This is a genomic window from Rhodococcus sp. BL-253-APC-6A1W, assembly GCF_012843405.1.
Lineage (GTDB): Bacteria > Actinomycetota > Actinomycetes > Mycobacteriales > Mycobacteriaceae > Rhodococcus.
Genome location: NZ_JABAFB010000002.1, coordinates 63,756 through 80,237 on the forward strand (window position 1 = coordinate 63,756; position 16,482 = coordinate 80,237).

A 16,482-nucleotide genomic window follows, 5' to 3' on the forward strand; every position below is an offset into this window, starting at 1 on the left:
GTGACGGCCTGACGACTGACTGCTGCGCGGTGCTCGAATGCCCACCGAATCCGCCCGATCTCACTTCCCCGAGAGACCGGCGACCCTTGGGCCCTCCAGCGGTCTAGACACTACACCTTGTGTCCGACAGATACACAGAACCCAGGATCTTGTGAGTTACAGGTGTGATATTCCCAGGTCGCACCTCGCCGACATGCACGTTCAGGGGCCCGTACGGCGTGTCGCGGCGGGGCGCGCCGACCATGGCCCCGAGCACAGTGTGACGCCACCCACCGACACCCTCGCGGGGTGCCGGTGGCGCGCCCGTTACGGCAGTGCGGGCAGCAGGTCGTCGAGCCGGGCGGGCAGGCTCCGCACCCGCACCCCGGTCGCATGCCACAGCGCGTTCACGACCGCTGCCGCGCTGCCGACGATGCCGATCTCTCCGATGCCTCGTGATCCCACGGCCGTGGCGTGGAAGTCGTCTTCGTCGAGCCATGCGGCGTCCACGTTGCGGATGTCCGAGTGCGTCGGTACGTGGTATTCCGCGAGATCGTGGTTGAGCACGTGCCCGAACCGCGGGTCGCGAATGCTCTCCTCGAACAGTGCCATGGAGATACCGAACGACATGCCGCCGATGAACTGCGAACGGGCGGTGCGCGGATTGACGACGCGTCCGACCGAGAACATGCCGAACATGCGCGGCACCCGGATCTCGCCGGTGTCGCGATCGACTCGGACTTCGACGAAGTGCGCGCCGAACGAGGCGGCGGTGTAGCTCTCGAGGTCGGCGTTCTCGCCCGCTGTCGCGGACGCCTCGTCTCCCGGCTCCGGAGAGTCCCCGAATCGGGTCCGGAACGTTCCGGCCGCCGCCACGATGGCGTTGCCCCACGACGACGTGCCCGAGGAACCGCCCGCGACGGTCCCGAAGGGCAGCGCGCTGTCGCCGAGTTCGAGATCGATCTGTTCCGCGGCCACATCCAGCGCGTCCGCCGCGATGAGGGTCAGCGCGGTCCACGCACCCGTGCCGAGGTCCGCCGCCCCGATCCGGACCTGGAACCGTCCGTTTCCGCGGTACCCGATCGAGGCTGTCGAACCGGGCTTGACCATGTGGGGGTAGGTCGCGACCGCGACGCCGGTGCCGGTGAGCCACCGCCCGTCGCTGCGTGTTCCCGGCGACCGATCGGACGGATCCCAGCCGAATCGCTCCGCGCCTTCGCGGAGGCATTCGACGAGCCGGCGCGACGACCAGGGTTTCCCGGTCTCGGGGTCGGACTCCGGTTCGTTGCGAATGCGCAGTTCGACGGGGTCGATCCCGCATGCCACCGCGAGTTCGTCCATCGCCACCTCGCCGGCGAACATGCCGGGTGCTTCACCGGGCGCCCGCATCCAGAACGGTGCCGGCACATCGAGGGGGATCGCCCGATGGGACGTGCGCACGTTCGCCGCGTCGTACAGATTCCGCAGCGGCACGGCGGCCTGTTCGACGAACTCGGTGACATGGGAACTCTGGACGTAGGCCTCGTGCACGATGCCGGTGAGCCGGCCGTCGCTGCGGGCTGCGAGCCGGACGCGCGAGGCCGTCGGCGAGCGGTACCCGACATACCCGAACATGTCGTGCCGGGAGACGGCGAACTTCACCGCGCGGCCGGGCACCGCCTTGGCGGCGAGCGCACCGAGCACGTCGTGCGCGTGGGGTCCGCCCTTCGACCCGAAGCCGCCCCCGATGTACGGGCAGACCACCCGCATGGTCGAGGAGTCGAGGCCGAGGGCCGGTGCGAGTGCCGAGACGACCCCGTGCGGATGCTGCGTGGAGGTATAGAGGGTGAGGGTTTCCCCGTCCCAGAGCGCGACGACCGTATGAGGTTCGAGCGGGTTGTTGTGCTCTTCGGGGGTGGAGTACCACTCGTCGATCACCACGTCGGCAGCGGCGATCGCCCCGTCCGCGTCACCCCGCTCGGAGTCGGGCGGATATCCCCCGTTGGCCGTCTCCGGCTTGTAGGCGTCGGGGTGGTCGGGCCGGAAGCGGGCGTCGTGATCGGTGCTCGTGTACTCCACCGACAGCAGCTCGCACGCGTACCGCGCGGCTTCCGGACTCTCGGCCACGACCGCACCGATGAGCTGACCCCGGAAAAGCACGTCGGGGTTCTGCAGCACGACGTATTCACCCTCGGCCTCGTCGGTGAGGCGGGGAGCGTTCCACGGGGTGAGCACCGTGATGACACCGGGGACCGCCTCGGCGGCAGCGGTGTCGATGCGGTCCACCGTCCCCCGCGCGATCGTCGACACCAGCGGCACCAGATAGGCCGGATCGGGTACGGGGTGCTCGTAGGAGTAGGGCGCGGTCCCGGCGACCTTCTGCGGCCCGTCGACCCGGGTGGTGGATGTGCCGACGGCACGGGTGGCGCTGTGTGTCATGCGGATACCCCTTCGTCGTGGAGTCCGGCGAGGTCGCGGAGCACGGCGGCGACCGTGCGGCGCAGCAGGGGGATCTTGAACGCGTTGCCGTCGAGGGCCCGGGCATCGACCAGTTCCGCATCGGCCGCCCGCGCGAACAGGTCCTCCCCCGGGCGCTCTCCGAGAAGAGCAGCTTCGGTGCGGTGTGCGCGCCACGGCCGGTGCGCGACCCCGCCGAAGGCGATACGGCACCCGGTGATCGTGCCGCCCGAGACGGTCAGTTCGGCAGCGACCGAGACCAGGGCGAACGCGTAGGACGCGCGGTCGCGGACCTTGCGATACGTCGCCACGGTGGTCTGGGGCGGCGGAAGATGCACGCCGACAACGAGTTCGTCGCGGTCGAGGGTGGTATCGAGGTCGGGCCGGTCGCCCGGCAGACGATAGAACTCTTCGAGCGGAACGGTGCACTCCCCGTCCGGGCCCAGAACGAGAACCTCCGCATCGAGGGCGAGCATGGCCACCGCCATATCCGACGGGTGTGTCGCAACGCAGTCCTCCGATGCGCCGAGCACCGCGTGGTAGCGGGTGTATCCGCCCAGCGCCGAGCACCCGCTGCCCGGTTCACGCTTGTTGCACGGTGTGGACACGTCGCGGAAGTACACGCACCGGGTGCGCTGCAGGAGATTCCCGCCGGTGGTAGCTGCGTTCCGCAGTTGCGGAGACGCTCCCGACAGGAGTGCACGCGTGAGCATCGGATAGTTGCGGCGCACGTCGGGGTGCACGGCAAGCGTGCTGTTGCGCACGTTCGCGCCGATCCGGAGGCCTCCGTCCGCGGTGCTCTCCACCGAGTCGAGCGGCAGGTGCGAGATGTCGACCAGCATTCCCGGAGTGGCGACGCCGATCTTGAGGTGGTCGACGAGATTGGTGCCGGATGCGAGGAACACCGCGTCCGGGTTGTCGTGCACGGTCGCGACCGCCGTCGCGGCGTCGGCCGGTCGTTCGTAGCGAAGGGGCCTCATTCGGTCGCCTCCTGCCCTGCGACATCCTGCTCTGCGACATCCCTGATCGCGTCGACGATGTTGGGGTAGGCGGCACAACGGCACAGGTTGCCGCTCATGCGCTCCCGGATCTCGTCGTCGTCGAGGTCGGGCGTGACGCCGAGTTCTTCCGTGACATGGCTCGGGTCGCCCTGGGCGTATTCGTCGAGCATGCCGATCGCCGAGCAGATCTGCCCGGGCGTGCAGTACCCGCACTGGAAGGCGTCCCGCTCGAGGAAGCGCTCTTGCAGGGGGTGCGGTCCGTCGGCGGCCAAGCCCGCCGCGGTGACGATTTCGGCACCGTCGTGTGCGACGGCGAGCGCAAGGCACGTGACCCTGCGCCGTCCGTCGAGAAGGACGGTGCACGAGCCACACTGGCCGAGGTCACATCCCTTCTTGGGCGAGGTGACGCCGAGGCGGTCGCGGAGGGCGTCGAGCACGGTGGTGCCGGCATCGACGGTGCAGTGTCGTTCGGTGCCGTCGACCCTGAAGGTGACGGAGTGTTCGTGCAGGCCGGGCGGAGCCGTGCCCGCGTCGGCGGTCTCGGATGCCATGGGTCGTCCTCCCAACGGTGGGCTGTCGTCCGGGCATTCCCCGTCCGCCGCGACTCCAATCCCGCCGTCGGAGGTCTTTCGATGCCGGGGTCTTTCGAATCCGGTCTCGGCAGCTACCGGAGACGCAACAGCCCCGGTCCCGCTGATGCGGGACCGGGGCCGGTCGTCGCGTCGCACCCGGGTGGACGGCGGGCGGCGACGCGAACGTCTGTCGGACCTCGGGTCCGTCAGGCCTCGACGAGTTCCTTGGTGGCATTCACGAGCGCGTCGACGACGCCGGCGATCTCGGTGGCCGTCTCGGCATGCTCCTTGGCGTGTGCGTCGCCGAACTTTCCGAAGGTGCCGCCGACCGAGAGGGAAGCCCCTTCGGCGACCGTGCCGCCGGCGATCCCGACAGCCTTGACGGTGTCCTCGAGTGCCCACTTCGCGGCGTTGCCGCTCGGCGACGCGCTGACGACGGCCACCGGCTTGCCCGACAGCGCACCGGCGCCGTAGGGGCGCGAGAGCCAGTCGATCGCATTCTTGAGGACACCCGAGGTCGATCCGTTGTATTCCGGGGTCAGGAACAGGACCGCGTCGACGCCGGCGACAGCCTCACGGAGGGCGACAGCAGCGGCGGGCACGGTCTCGCCGTCGAGGTCTTCGTTGTAGAACGGCACGTCGGCGAGGCCTTCGTGGATGCTCACCTCGACGCCCTCGGGGGCCACAGTGGCAGCGGTCTCGGCGAGCTGGCGGGTGACAGCGGCGGAGCGGAGGCTTCCGACGAGGGCGAGGACTCGAGTCTGAGCCATGAGGTACATCCTTCGATCGAGTTGGTTGATTCCGCAATCATAAACGGACCGCGGTCCACTTTCATTCCCGCGACGGTAGAATGTGACCTTGTGAACACTCACCCGCTGTGGCTGGTCGACGACGGCCCCGCAGAACGCGGCGACGCGGCGCGCAACCGGAAGCGCCTGCTCGACGCCGCGTCCGTGCTCGTCGCCGAGCACGGCGCCGACGCGATCACGATGGACGCCGTCGCAGCGAAAGCGGGTGTCGGTAAGGGAACGGTCTTCCGGCGCTTCGGATCCCGCGCCGGTCTCATGCAGGCGCTGCTCGACCACAGCGAGCGCGAACTGCAGCAGGCATTTCTCTTCGGTCCCCCGCCGCTCGGACCGGGCGCGGATCCGGTCGACCGGCTCATCGCCTTCGGCCGAGCGCGCATCGCACTCGTCGACGTGCAGGGTGAACTGCTCCGGGCCGCCGAGGCCGCAGGCGGCGGCGTGCGGTTCTCGGCACCGGCGCGCACCGTGTCGCTCACCCACGTGCAGACCCTGCTACGGGCGGCGGGAACAGGCGGCGACCTCCCGGTCCTCGCCCAGGCCCTGCTGGCACCGCTCGATGCGTCTCTCGTACTCCATCAGTGGCGCGACCTCGGTTATCCCCTCGAGCGTCTCGCCCAGGCCTGGTCCGACCTCGCGCGACGCGTCGCGCGTCCCGTCGACCGGTAGTTCCCGCCGGGTACGGTGAGCCCCATGACCGGTGCCCTCCGCGCGTTCGTCGTCCTCACCCTCGGCGGACTGCTCTGTGCGTGCGACACCGGCGCAACGGCGCCCTCGGCGTCCGATCTCGTGGGCCGCGACTTCGTATCCACCGAGGTCGTCGGCGCTCCCATCCCGGGCGGGGGCCCGTTCACCCTCGCCTTCCCGGCTCGCGAACGCGTGGCCGCGTACGCAGGGTGCAACCGGATGATGGGCACTGCGGACTTCTCCGGCGGGGTGGTGCAAGCCGATGGCCTCGCCACCACGATGATGGCGTGCCCGCCCCCGCTCGACGAGGCCGACCGGTGGGTGCAGAAACTCTTCGCCGCTCGGCCGCGGTGGCATCTGGACGGAGATGTGCTCACGCTCGCGACGGACAACCTCCGGGTCACTCTCGTCGAGCAGTCCGCCGACCGCTGACCCGCGACGGCAGCGGTGCCGTCAGTACATGTCCACGAGCCATTCCGCGAGCACCCGCGCGCTGTTGTCGATCTGCTTCGGCCAGTCCATCGCCGTTTCGTCCGCGTGATCGCTCACGTGCTTGACGAGCCTGCAGGACGCTCCCATGTGTGCCGACGCGGAGGCGATCGCGAAGCCCTCCATGTCGACGAGGTCCGCGCGGGCGGCCAGCGCATCGCGGACCTCGGCGTCGGAAACGAACGAATCCCCCGTCGCGAGGATCGTTCCGTCTCCGTCCTCGAAGGTGAGCGTGTCGGCCACCGGGTGCCCGAGACTGCGCAACACCTCGCTGCTGATGTCGTGGTTGATGACGGTGGAAGGAAGATAGAGCCCGCCGTGCGCACTCCGCAGGGCGCCGGCGGTTCCGATGTTGACGACCAGCGGTCTGCGGCCCTCCGGATAGCGCGCGAGCGCGGCCGTCACCGCAACGGCCGCGGTGACCTTCCCTATGCCCGTGATCAGCGTGTCGTACCGTTCCGGAACGTGCAGTGCCTCCGACTTCGTTGCGGATACGACGAGGATCCCGTTCACCTGCTGCCTCCGTGTTCGACGGCCGACGACACTGCCGTGTGCATGCGCGTGGCCTCGTCCCGCACCGTATCGCGCGGTCGTCTCGCAGCACGGCTCCGGTGACGCTAATGTGGCGGCAATGACGAACCTGCGCGATCGGATCATCGAAGAACTCGGCGTCAAGCCCTCCATCGATCCGCGGAGCGAGATCGATTCGCGAGTACAGTTTCTCGCCGACTATCTTGCCGCTACGCCGGCGAAGGGTCTGGTGCTCGGCATCAGCGGCGGTCAGGACAGCACGCTCGCCGGACGCCTCGCTCAGCTCGCCGTCGAGAAGCTTCGACACGGCGGGCACGACGCGGAATTCGTCGCCGTGCGCCTCCCCTACGGGCAGCAGGCCGACGAGCACGACGCACAGATCGCGCTCGACTTCATCCAGCCCGACCACACGGTGCGGGCGGACATCAAACCCGGAACCGACGCCACCGCGGCCGAAGCGGGACGAGCGCTGGGCGAAATCCCCGGCCACGGGAGCACCATTCGCGATTTCGTCCGGGGAAACATCAAGGCACGCGAGCGCATGATGCTCCAGTACGCGATCGCCGGCGAACTGGGACACCTCGTGGTCGGCACCGATCACGCCGCCGAGGCCGTCACGGGTTTCTACACCAAGTACGGAGACGGCGGTGTCGACATCACGCCGCTGGCCGGGCTCACCAAGCGGCAGGGGGCGGCGTTGCTCCGGGAACTCGGGGCACCGGAGAGCACCTGGAGCAAGGTCCCCACCGCAGACCTCGAGGACGACCGTCCGGCTCTGCCCGACGAAGAAGCACTCGGCATGACGTACAGCGAGATCGACGACTACCTCGAGGGCAAGGACGTCACCGATGATCTCGCGAAACGACTCGAAGGCAAATTCCTCGACACGCACCACAAGCGCGTGATGCCGGTGGCACCGTCCGACACCTGGTGGAGGTAGGGCAGACGCCCGGGCGGGTGCTCAGCCGCCGGCGAACGGAGGCAGCACGTCGACCCGGGCACCCGCCGGGCGGGACAGATCGCGGGTGAGTTCCCCGGCACCACCGTCTCCCGGCTCGACGAGATACGCCGCGACCGACAGAACCCGCTCCATTGCGGGGCCGTACCGCTCCACGAGCACTGTGCGCAGGGCACCGAGATCGGAGCCGGCGGGCAATGCCACGGTCTCCTTTTCGCACCCGGACGCGTCGGTCGCGGCCGCGAAATACCGGACCTCGATTCCGTTCACCACGTCAGCCACCGATCGCTCCCATACTGCGTTGCGGCGGCGCGAAGTCCGCCGCGTCGATACCGTGCCCGGCCCACTTGTTCCACATCGCACCCCGCCAGAGATCCACCAGCTCGTCGTCGGTCGCGCCGCCGCGCAGCGCAGCCCTCAGGTCCGTCTCCTGGTCGCTGAACAGGCAGGACCGGACCGTACCTTCCGCCGTGAGCCTGGTGCGGTCGCAGTCCGAGCAGAACGAGCGGGTCACCGAGGCGATGATGCCGACGGTCGCGGGACCCCCGTCGACGAGCCAGCGCTCGGCCGGTGCCGAAGGATCCTCACGTTCGGTCTCGGTAAGGGTGAAGCGCTCCCCGAGGGCATCGAGCAGGCCCTGTGCGGTCACCATCCGCGACCGCGCCCATTCGTGGTCGGCGTCGAGCGGCATCTGCTCGATGAACCGCAACTCCACCTGCTCCTCGAGACACCATCCGAGGAGGTCTGCGGCGCCGTGCAGGGTTTCGGGCATGAGGACGGCGTTGACCTTCACCCGGGCAAAGCCCGCGTCCTTCGCGGCGCGGATGCCGGCGAGCACCGACCCGAGGCGATCGCGGCGGGTGAGCTGGGCGAAGTGATCGCGGTCGATCGTGTCCAGGGAGATGTTGACGCGGGTGAGTCCGGCCTGCGCGAGCGCGTGCGCCCGATGCTCCAGACCGACCGCGTTGGTGGTGACCGCGAGCGGGATTCCGGGCGCGACACGGGAGCAGCCTTGGATGATCGCCTCGAGGTCGCGGCGTACCAGGGGTTCGCCGCCGGTGAAGCGCACCTCGCGGATGCCGAGCCTGCCGGTCGCGATACCGACCAGGCGCACGATCTCGTCGACCGTGAGGAGTTGTTCACGAGGGATGGGCGGAAGCCCCTCTTCCGGCATGCAATAGGTGCAGCGCAGCGAGCACTTCTCGGTGATGGAGACACGCAGGTCGCGGGCCACCCGACCGAAGCGGTCGAGAAGATCCGGTACGTCGGGCCGGTCGGAGGTGTCGTCTGCGCGTCGACGCACCGACGGAATCCCCACGTTCACCGCCGTCATCCGATCACCATCGCCATACGCCCAGTATGCCCATTGCCCGCGAACGTGAACACAGAAGCACCCGACGAGTCCGCTCTAACCGAGTACGCGGCCGGATGCGGACGGCGATATGCCTAGGATTGGCCGCATGACGAGCGGCAGGCGGTCCGTGGAAGAACACGAGCAGTACGTGGGTGAACTACTCGCCGTGCTGCGGGCGGGGTCCACCGCGACCGTCCCGCTTTCCCGGGCTCTGCACCGCACGCTCGCGGAGACGATCAGTTCTCCGCTCGATCTTCCGTCGTTCCGGAACTCGCAGATGGACGGCTACGCGGTCGCATCCGGCACCGTGGCCGACGCGCCGGTGACCCTGCCGGTGCAGGGCGTCGTGGCTGCGGGGGACACCGCGGGAGTCCTCGAACCGGGACACGCACTGAAGATCATGACCGGTGCGCCGATGCCCGAGGGGGCCGACGCCGTCGTTCCCGTCGAGGACACCACCGCTGACGAAGCCGCCGGCACGGTGACGATCGGCCGCGGGACGACGCCGGGCACCTACGTCCGGGAAGCCGGCAGCGATGTCCGGGTGGGCGACTGCCTGCTCACCGCGGGCACGGTGCTCGCTGCCCGCCACATCGCTGCGCTCGCCGCAGTCGGACTGACGGATATCCCGGTCCGGGCACGACCGCGCGTCGCGGTGATCTCCACCGGAAGCGAACTCGTCACCGCGGGCGACGTGCTCGGCCCCGGCCGCATCTACAACTCCAACGGCCCGGCCCTGGCCGCGAGTGCCGCCGCCAACGGCGCCGATGTCGTCTCGGTCGACCATTGCCACGACGACCCCGACGAGTTCGCCACGATGCTCTCCTACGCCGTGCGCGTCGCCGATGTCGTGTTCACCTCGGGAGGGGTGTCGAAAGGCGACTTCGAAGTCGTCAAGGACACTCTCCAGCCCAGGGGCGGCAGGTTCGTCTCGGTCGCGATGCAGCCCGGTGGCCCCCAAGGTTCCGCGGTGATCGACGGCGTTCCGGTGCTGACCTTTCCCGGCAACCCCGTCAGCGCACTGGTTTCCTTCGAGGTGTTCGCGCGCCCAGCACTCCGAGCCGCAGCGGGATACCCACCGCCCGTCACCGAAATGCTTCCCCTTGCCACCGATCTGACCTCGATCGCGGGCAAACGCCAGTTCCTGCGCGGTGTCCTCGACGGTCGCACCGTGAGACCCGCCGCCGGGCGCGGATCGCACCAGGTGGCCGGTCTGGCCGCTGCCGACGTCCTTCTCGACATCCCCGCCGACACCGTCTCGCTCGAAGCCGGAGACCTCGTGAAAGTGCTGACACTGTGAGCGAATTGAGCCATCTCGACGACCAGGGCCGCGCCCGCATGGTCGACGTGTCCGCAAAGGCCGACACCACGCGGACAGCACTCGCCGCCGGCCACCTCGTCACCACGCCGGAAGTCGTCGCGCTCGTGCGGGCCGACGACATGCCCAAGGCCGACGTTCTCGCTACCGCCCGCATCGCCGGTATCGCCGCGGCGAAGCGGACCTGGGAACTGATTCCCTTGTGCCACCAGCTCGCATTGTCGTCGGTGAAGGTGACGTTCGGATTCACCGACACCGCGATCACCATCGAGGCGACCGCCAAGACGAAGGGCCCTACCGGCGTCGAGATGGAAGCACTCACCGCCGTTGCCGTCGCAGGACTCACGTTGCACGACATGGTCAAAGCCGTCGACCCCGCCGCGACCCTGGACGGGGTCCGACTCGTTTCGAAGGAAGGCGGCAAGCACGGTCGCTGGCGTCGCGGCGACTCCGACACCCAGCGCGCCGAACCGCAGGCCGATACCGCGCCGGACGGTGGCGATTCGGCAGAGCGCTCGGCAGTTGTCGTGGTGGCGTCCACCGGCGTCGCCGCGGGAACCCGCGAGGATCGCACCGGCCCGGTGATCGAGAAGTGGCTGGGCGAGCACGGATTCAGCGTCCGCGGCCCGCTCGTGTATGCCGATGCGCAGATCGCCGCGGGCCTTGCAGATGCGCTCCGAGGTGCACCGGCGTTGATCGTGACCACCGGTGGCACCGGCGCGTCGCCGACCGACGCCACCCCCGAAGCGACCCGCGCGGTGCTCGATCGCGAACTACCGGGGGTTGCGGACTCGATCCGCAGACGCGGACTCGAGGTCACCCCTCACGCGGTCCTCTCACGTGGGGTCGCCGGGCTCGCGGGCCGCACGGTCGTCGTGAACCTGCCGGGCTCGCCCGGTGGCGTGAAGGACGGACTCGCCGCGCTCGAACCGATCCTCGATCATCTACTGGCGCAAGTGGCAGGAGGCGGAGCACATGAGTGAAGCAGACGGCGTCGGCACGACGGGACGGACCGACGAGACCGGCGGCAAGAGCCAAGTGCTGGCCAGGATTTCGGCGGAGCCGCTCGACCCTGCGGTAGTGGACGCCGCGGTCGCCGGCCCCGAACACGGAGCGGTGGTGGTGTTCACCGGTGTCGTGCGCAACCACGACGGCGGCCAGGCCGTGACCGCGCTCGAGTACCAGGCGCATCCCGACGCGGAAGCCTTCCTGCGCCGCTGCTGCGAGGAGGCCGCCGCGGCGTCGGGACTTCCTGTGGCCGCCGTCCACCGAGTGGGACATCTCACCATCGGAGATCTCGCCCTCGTCGCCGCCGTCGCCGCGCCGCATCGCGCCGAAGCCTTCTCCACCTGCGCCGACCTGGTGGAACGCATCAAACACGAAGTGCCGATCTGGAAGCGCCAGCACTTCGCCCACGGTGTCACCGAGTGGGTCGGCCTGTAACCGAGCGGGCCGTACCCGTCCGGGTGTGCGGTAGGGTGATGTGGTTCGGGTGTCACGACGACACCCACCGTCGTGGGATACCGGCGGGATCGGGATCGTGCCCGACCCGCATGCATACTGCAGCTCTCTGCACACGCACCGGCTTTCCTTGCGGCGATCACGTCAGCACCACGGGAACACTTCCCGTCGAGTGCACACACGCCGCAGTGAAAGGCAGCGCTGTTCTATGACCACATCTTTTTCCGATCTCGGTGTTCCCCGTCCTCTCGTCGCTACGTTGAGTGACTCCGGAATCACCAGCCCCTTCCCGATCCAGGTCGACACCCTCCCCGACACGCTCGCGGGACGCGACGTGCTCGGCCGCGGCCGTACGGGTAGCGGTAAGACCCTTGCTTTCTCGATCCCCCTCACCGCGCGTCTCGCCGGTGGCTCCACCCGCGCTGCGGGCCGCCCCCGCGGCCTCGTACTTGCGCCCACCCGCGAACTCGCAACGCAGATTGCAGCGGTCGTCGAGCCTCTCGCGCATGCGTCCGGCCTTCGGGTGACCACGATCTTCGGTGGCGTGTCGCAGAGCCGCCAGGTCGAGGCCCTGCGCCGCGGCGTCGACATCGTCATCGCCTGCCCGGGACGCCTCGAAGATCTCATGCGCCAGAAGTTCGTCTCGCTCGACGCGATCGAGATCACGGTGCTCGACGAGGCCGACCACATGGCCGATCTCGGCTTCCTCCCGGGCGTCACGCGCATCATGAACGCAACGCCGAGCAACGGCCAGCGCCTTCTGTTTTCGGCGACCCTGGACAACGGAGTCGACAAGCTCGTCAAGCGCTTCCTCCACAACCAGGTGATGCACTCGGTCGACGAGGCGAACTCCCCCGTCGCGGCGATGACGCACCACATCTTCGATGTGGCCGGCGTCGACGCCAAGAAGGATCTCATTCGCACCCTTGCCTCGGGCAACGGACGCCGAATCCTGTTCATGCGCACCAAGCATCAGGCCCGCAAGCTGGCCAAGCAGCTCACCGACTCGGGAATCCCGGCGGTCGATCTGCACGGCAACCTGTCGCAGAACGCTCGCGACCGGAACCTTGCAGCGTTCTCGTCGGGTGAGGCACGGGTTCTCGTGGCCACCGACGTCGCGGCCCGCGGCGTGCACGTCGACGACGTCGAACTCGTCGTCCACGTGGATCCGCCGGCCGAGCACAAGGCATACCTGCACCGTTCGGGTCGCACCGCGCGCGCCGGAAGCGCCGGCGACGTCGTCACGCTCGTCCTTCCGGACCAGCGCAGGGATCTCGCCGTCATCATGCGGAAGGCCGCGATCAACGTCACGCCGATCAAGTCGACGGCGAACTCCGAGCACGTTCTCGCGCTCGTCGGTGAAATCGCTCCGTATGTCGCGCCGAAGCCGGTCCAGGCTCAGGCCGCCGGTACGTCGCGTCCGCAGCGGTCCGGTGGGTCCGCCGGCGGACGCCGTCGCACCCCGTCCCAGGGCGGCGCAGCACGTCAGGGCTCGGGTTCCTCGTCCCGTCAGGGTTCCTCGTCCCGTCAGGGCGCCGGTTCCGCCACCCGCCAGGGTGCGCCGGCCGGACAGCGCTCCTCGACCGGACACGGCGGAGTCGCTGCCACCGGTCGTCGTCGTTCGACGCGTCCGACTGCTACCCCGCGCTGATCCCCAGCCGGGTTCAGCGTGGCGTGAACCGGTGGACGGCGTACAGTGCGTCGCCCGACACCGGTTCGGTCGCAATGCATCCCGTCAATCGTTCGCGGACAGCGTCCGTGTCGAGATCGGCACCGATCACCACCAACGTGGTGCAGTCGGGGACGCTCTCGCCGCGGCCGACGGGTTCGAACCCGATGTGATCGCCCACCGTGTGCACCAGGTACGTGCTCACTCGTAGTCCGGCGGCGACGCGCACATAGCCTTTGATACGAAACACCCCTGCGGGCTGGTTCTCGAGAAAATCGACCAGCGCGCGGGGGTGTAGTGCGTCCCGGGTCTCGAACGTGACGGCGTTGTACCCGTCGTGCAGATGCAGGTGGTCGTGTTCGTCTTCCGGGTAGAGCAACCGGTCGAGGGTGAGTTGTTCGCCCGGCTGCGGTTCGGGCCGGTCGGGTATGTCGAACAGCAGAGCCGGATCGATCCGCGCGTGCTCGGTCGAGACGACGGCGGCGCGGGAGTTGAGGCCGCACACTACGCCGAGCAGGTCGTCGTGCGCGTCGCTGTCGATACGGTCGGTTTTGTTGAGCAGCACCAGGTCTGCGAGCGCGACGTGCTGTTCGATCTCGGGATGTGCTGCCCGGACCCCGTCGAATTCCACGGCGTCGACAACGAGTACGAGGCCGCCGTAGGTGACGAACGGATTCTCCGACCCGACGACGAGACGGATCATGTTCCGGGGTTCGGCGAGACCACTGGCTTCGACGACGATGACATCGAGATCCGACGACCGATGGGCGAGCCGGTCGAGCATCGCATCCATGTCGCTGACATCGACTGCGCAGCACAGGCATCCGTTGCTGAGCGAGACCATCGAGTCGACCTGGCCGGCCACCATCATCGAGTCGATGTTGACCGAGCCGAAATCGTTGACGATCACACCGATCCGCGCGCCGCGAGTGTTGCGCAGGAGATGGTTGAGGAGGGTCGTCTTTCCCGAGCCGAGGAACCCGGCGACCACCACCACCGGTATCTGCTTCTTCGCCATACGGTGAGGGTAGCGGCGAGCACTACGGCGCTCACGCGGGTGGTTCCGGCGGCGTCCGGCCCCGGAACCACCCGCGAGAGGTGTCAGCTACCCCGCTTGATCCACTCTTCGAGGTGCGGAGACTCCGTGCCGATCGTGGTTCCGTCACCGTGCCCGGTGTGCACCGTGGTCTCGGCGGGCAGCGCGAACAGTTTGTCGCGGATCGACCCGATGATCGTCGGGAAATCCGAGAAGGAGCGTCCGGTCGCACCCGGGCCGCCCGAGAACAACGTGTCGCCGGTGAACAATTCGCCGGCTTCGGGCAGGTACAGGCAGACCGAACCCGGTGAGTGACCCGGTGTCGCGATCGTCTGAATGTCGGTACCCGCCACCGAGATCCGTTGCCCGTCTTCGATTGTGCCGTGGGCGACGCCCGGGTGGGTCATCTCCCAGAGCATGTCGTCTGCGGGGTTGAGGAGGATCGGCGCGTCGAGCTTTTCCGACAGCTCGGGTGCGACGGTGATGTGATCGTTGTGCGCGTGGGTGCAGACGATCGCCACCACGTTGCGGCCGCCGACGGCATCGATGATCGGCTGCGCTGTGTGCGCGGCGTCGATCACCACCACCTCGTCGTCGTTGCCGACCAGCCAGATGTTGTTGTCGACTTCCCACTCCCCGCCGTCGAGGGCGAAGATCCCGCGGGTGACGACCCGATCCACCCGGATCGGGGACACGGTGCTCACAAGACCACCACCGATCGGAGAACCTCACCGCGGTGCATGGTCTCGAACGCCTTCTCGACATCGTCGATGCCGATACGTTCGGTGACGAACTTCTCGAGGGGCAGACGTCCCTGCTGGTACAGGTCGACGTACGTCGGGAAGTCACGTTCGGGCAGGCAATCCCCGTACCACGAGCTCTTGAGGGAGCCGCCGTGCGAGAAGAAGTCGATGAGCGGCATCTCGAGGGTCATGTCCGGAGTCGGAACACCCACCAGAACGACGGTGCCCGCCAGGTCGCGGGCGTAGAAGGCCTGCTTGTAAGTCTCCGGGCGACCGACGGCGTCGATCACGACGTCGGCACCGAAGCCCCCGGTGATCTCCTTGATCGCCTCGACCGCGTCGGTCGAGGTGGAGTTGATCGTGTGGGTCGCTCCCAAGTCGGTGGCCCACTCGAGCTTCTTGTCGTCGCGGTCGACGGCGATGATCTTGCCGGCGCCGGCGAGCCGGGCACCCATGATCGCGGCGTCGCCGACGCCGCCGCATCCGATGACCGCGACCGACTGGCCGCGCGTCACGCCCCCCGTACTCACGGCGGCACCGAGGCCCGCCATCACGCCGCAGCCGAGCAGGCCCACCACGGCGGGATCCGCGCTCGGATCGACCTTGGTGCACTGGCCGGCGTGCACGAGGGTCTTGTCGGCGAACGCGCCGATACCCAGCGCAGGGCTCAGTTCCGTGCCGTCCTCGAGGGTCATCTTCTGGGTGGCGTTGAACGTCGAGAAGCAGTACTGGGGCTGACCACGCTTACACGCGCGGCACTGCCCACACACGGCACGCCAGTTCAGGACCACGAAATCGCCCACGGCGACCGACTCGACACCTTCGCCGACCGATTCGACGACACCTGCCGCTTCGTGTCCGAGCAGGAACGGGAACTCGTCGTTGATTCCACCCTCGCGGTAGTGCAGATCCGTGTGGCACACACCGCACGCAGCGATCGCGACGACGACTTCGCCCGGCCCGGGATCGGGTATCACGATGGGGACGACCTCGACGGGGACTCCCTTCGCGCGTGCGATAACTCCGCGGACTGTCTGCGACATGGTGATGTCTCCTTCGTACTGTGGCTCGCGCCGATCGGTGATATCGACCCTATCGCCTCCCGGCAGGCCCCAACGCGTCGTCGAGGAGGAGCCCGGCCGGGGGAAAGATCAGAACGGGCAGCCCGGCGGGCGAACGCTGGATTTGGATCACTCGTCCCGGAAGCGCAGGCCCCGTCCGGCGAGTTCCTCACCCAGAATGCGGATCGCCTTCGGGCCGACGCCGTGGATGGTCAGCAGTTCTTTCGACGTCACCGAGGTCAGGTCGTCGAACCGCGTGTATCCGTGCTTGGACAGGGCACGCCGAGACACCTTTCCCATCGCGGCCGGGAGCTCGGTCCCGGACGAGCCGTCGGATGTGTCCATGCGTCTCTCCTCCGCCGCGGGCTTCGATGTAACACAGGG

Annotated in this window: 18 protein-coding genes; 7 read left to right on the forward strand and 11 right to left on the reverse strand. The window is 68.5% G+C overall.

Annotated elements, in window-relative coordinates:
* Positions 1 to 306: 306 nt before the first annotated feature.
* The 4 genes from HF877_RS02830 to HF877_RS02845 form a co-directional block, all read right to left on the reverse strand.
* On the reverse strand, positions 307 to 2,397 hold the full coding sequence (locus HF877_RS02830; RefSeq protein WP_169619678.1) for a xanthine dehydrogenase family protein molybdopterin-binding subunit: 2,091 nt from the start codon (positions 2,395 to 2,397) through the stop codon (positions 307 to 309).
* Positions 2,394 to 3,395, reverse strand: a complete 1,002-nt coding sequence (locus HF877_RS02835; RefSeq protein ID WP_169619679.1) for a xanthine dehydrogenase family protein subunit M — start codon at positions 3,393 to 3,395, stop codon at positions 2,394 to 2,396. The genes HF877_RS02830 and HF877_RS02835 overlap by 4 nt, the downstream gene beginning before the upstream one ends.
* On the reverse strand, positions 3,392 to 3,967 hold the full coding sequence (locus HF877_RS02840) for a 2Fe-2S iron-sulfur cluster-binding protein (protein ID WP_169619680.1): 576 nt from the start codon (positions 3,965 to 3,967) through the stop codon (positions 3,392 to 3,394). Before HF877_RS02840 ends, HF877_RS02835 begins: the two co-directional genes overlap by 4 nt.
* 227 nt (positions 3,968 to 4,194) lie before the next feature.
* Positions 4,195 to 4,758, reverse strand: a complete 564-nt coding sequence (locus HF877_RS02845; RefSeq protein ID WP_169619681.1) for an NAD(P)H-dependent oxidoreductase — start codon at positions 4,756 to 4,758, stop codon at positions 4,195 to 4,197.
* 90 nt (positions 4,759 to 4,848) lie between these two features.
* Here HF877_RS02845 and HF877_RS02850 point away from each other — a divergent pair, with 90 nt between their 5' ends.
* Positions 4,849 to 5,460 (forward strand): TetR/AcrR family transcriptional regulator, encoded by a 612-nt coding sequence (locus tag HF877_RS02850; RefSeq protein ID WP_346765048.1) that lies wholly within the window; start codon positions 4,849 to 4,851, stop codon positions 5,458 to 5,460.
* Positions 5,461 to 5,484: 24 nt separating this feature from the next.
* Entirely contained in the window at positions 5,485 to 5,910 is a 426-nt protein-coding gene (locus tag HF877_RS02855) for an META domain-containing protein (protein WP_169619682.1), read from the forward strand.
* A gap of 21 nt (positions 5,911 to 5,931) precedes the next feature.
* Here the strand turns inward: HF877_RS02855 and HF877_RS02860 are convergent, their stop codons facing one another.
* The gene (locus HF877_RS02860) at positions 5,932 to 6,480 is read right to left on the reverse strand and encodes a nucleosidase (protein WP_296549438.1); all 549 of its coding nucleotides are present in this window, start codon (positions 6,478 to 6,480) and stop codon (positions 5,932 to 5,934) included.
* A 118-nt stretch (positions 6,481 to 6,598) separates the two neighbouring features.
* Between HF877_RS02860 and nadE the strand changes: the two genes are divergently transcribed.
* Positions 6,599 to 7,438, forward strand: coding sequence for an ammonia-dependent NAD(+) synthetase (gene nadE, locus HF877_RS02865; protein WP_169619684.1), 840 nt, complete (start codon positions 6,599 to 6,601; stop codon positions 7,436 to 7,438).
* A gap of 21 nt (positions 7,439 to 7,459) precedes the next feature.
* Here nadE and HF877_RS02870 read toward each other — a convergent pair whose 3' ends face one another.
* On the reverse strand, positions 7,460 to 7,738 hold the full coding sequence (locus tag HF877_RS02870; RefSeq protein ID WP_169619685.1) for a MoaD/ThiS family protein: 279 nt from the start codon (positions 7,736 to 7,738) through the stop codon (positions 7,460 to 7,462).
* A complete protein-coding gene (gene moaA, locus HF877_RS02875; protein WP_169619686.1) occupies positions 7,731 to 8,789 on the reverse strand; it encodes a GTP 3',8-cyclase MoaA in 1,059 nt (352 codons plus the stop codon). The genes HF877_RS02870 and moaA overlap by 8 nt, the downstream gene beginning before the upstream one ends.
* A 127-nt stretch (positions 8,790 to 8,916) precedes the next feature.
* On the opposite strand from moaA, the gene glp reads away from it, so the two are divergent.
* The 4 genes from glp to HF877_RS02895 all read left to right on the forward strand — a co-directional run bounded on the left by glp (position 8,917) and on the right by HF877_RS02895 (position 13,240).
* Positions 8,917 to 10,110, forward strand: coding sequence for a gephyrin-like molybdotransferase Glp (glp, locus tag HF877_RS02880; protein WP_169619687.1), 1,194 nt, complete (start codon positions 8,917 to 8,919; stop codon positions 10,108 to 10,110).
* On the forward strand, positions 10,107 to 11,111 hold the full coding sequence (gene moaCB, locus HF877_RS02885) for a bifunctional molybdenum cofactor biosynthesis protein MoaC/MoaB (protein ID WP_169619688.1): 1,005 nt from the start codon (positions 10,107 to 10,109) through the stop codon (positions 11,109 to 11,111). The genes glp and moaCB overlap by 4 nt, the downstream gene beginning before the upstream one ends.
* The gene (locus HF877_RS02890; RefSeq protein WP_169619689.1) at positions 11,104 to 11,571 is read left to right on the forward strand and encodes a molybdenum cofactor biosynthesis protein MoaE; all 468 of its coding nucleotides are present in this window, start codon (positions 11,104 to 11,106) and stop codon (positions 11,569 to 11,571) included. Before moaCB ends, HF877_RS02890 begins: the two co-directional genes overlap by 8 nt.
* Before the next feature lie 226 nt (positions 11,572 to 11,797).
* A complete protein-coding gene (locus tag HF877_RS02895) occupies positions 11,798 to 13,240 on the forward strand; it encodes a DEAD/DEAH box helicase (protein WP_169619690.1) in 1,443 nt (480 codons plus the stop codon).
* A 13-nt stretch (positions 13,241 to 13,253) separates the two neighbouring features.
* Here HF877_RS02895 and HF877_RS02900 read toward each other — a convergent pair whose 3' ends face one another.
* The 4 genes from HF877_RS02900 to HF877_RS02915 all read right to left on the reverse strand — a co-directional run bounded on the left by HF877_RS02900 (position 13,254) and on the right by HF877_RS02915 (position 16,443).
* Complete coding sequence (locus HF877_RS02900) at positions 13,254 to 14,276, reverse strand: GTP-binding protein (RefSeq protein ID WP_169619691.1); 1,023 nt, start codon at positions 14,274 to 14,276, stop codon at positions 13,254 to 13,256.
* 83 nt (positions 14,277 to 14,359) lie between these two features.
* A complete protein-coding gene (locus HF877_RS02905; protein ID WP_346765049.1) occupies positions 14,360 to 14,998 on the reverse strand; it encodes an MBL fold metallo-hydrolase in 639 nt (212 codons plus the stop codon).
* Positions 14,995 to 16,080, reverse strand: a complete 1,086-nt coding sequence (locus tag HF877_RS02910; RefSeq protein WP_169619692.1) for an S-(hydroxymethyl)mycothiol dehydrogenase — start codon at positions 16,078 to 16,080, stop codon at positions 14,995 to 14,997. Before HF877_RS02910 ends, HF877_RS02905 begins: the two co-directional genes overlap by 4 nt.
* 147 nt (positions 16,081 to 16,227) lie before the next feature.
* Positions 16,228 to 16,443 (reverse strand): hypothetical protein, encoded by a 216-nt coding sequence (locus HF877_RS02915; protein ID WP_169619693.1) that lies wholly within the window; start codon positions 16,441 to 16,443, stop codon positions 16,228 to 16,230.
* Positions 16,444 to 16,482 lie beyond the last annotated feature (39 nt).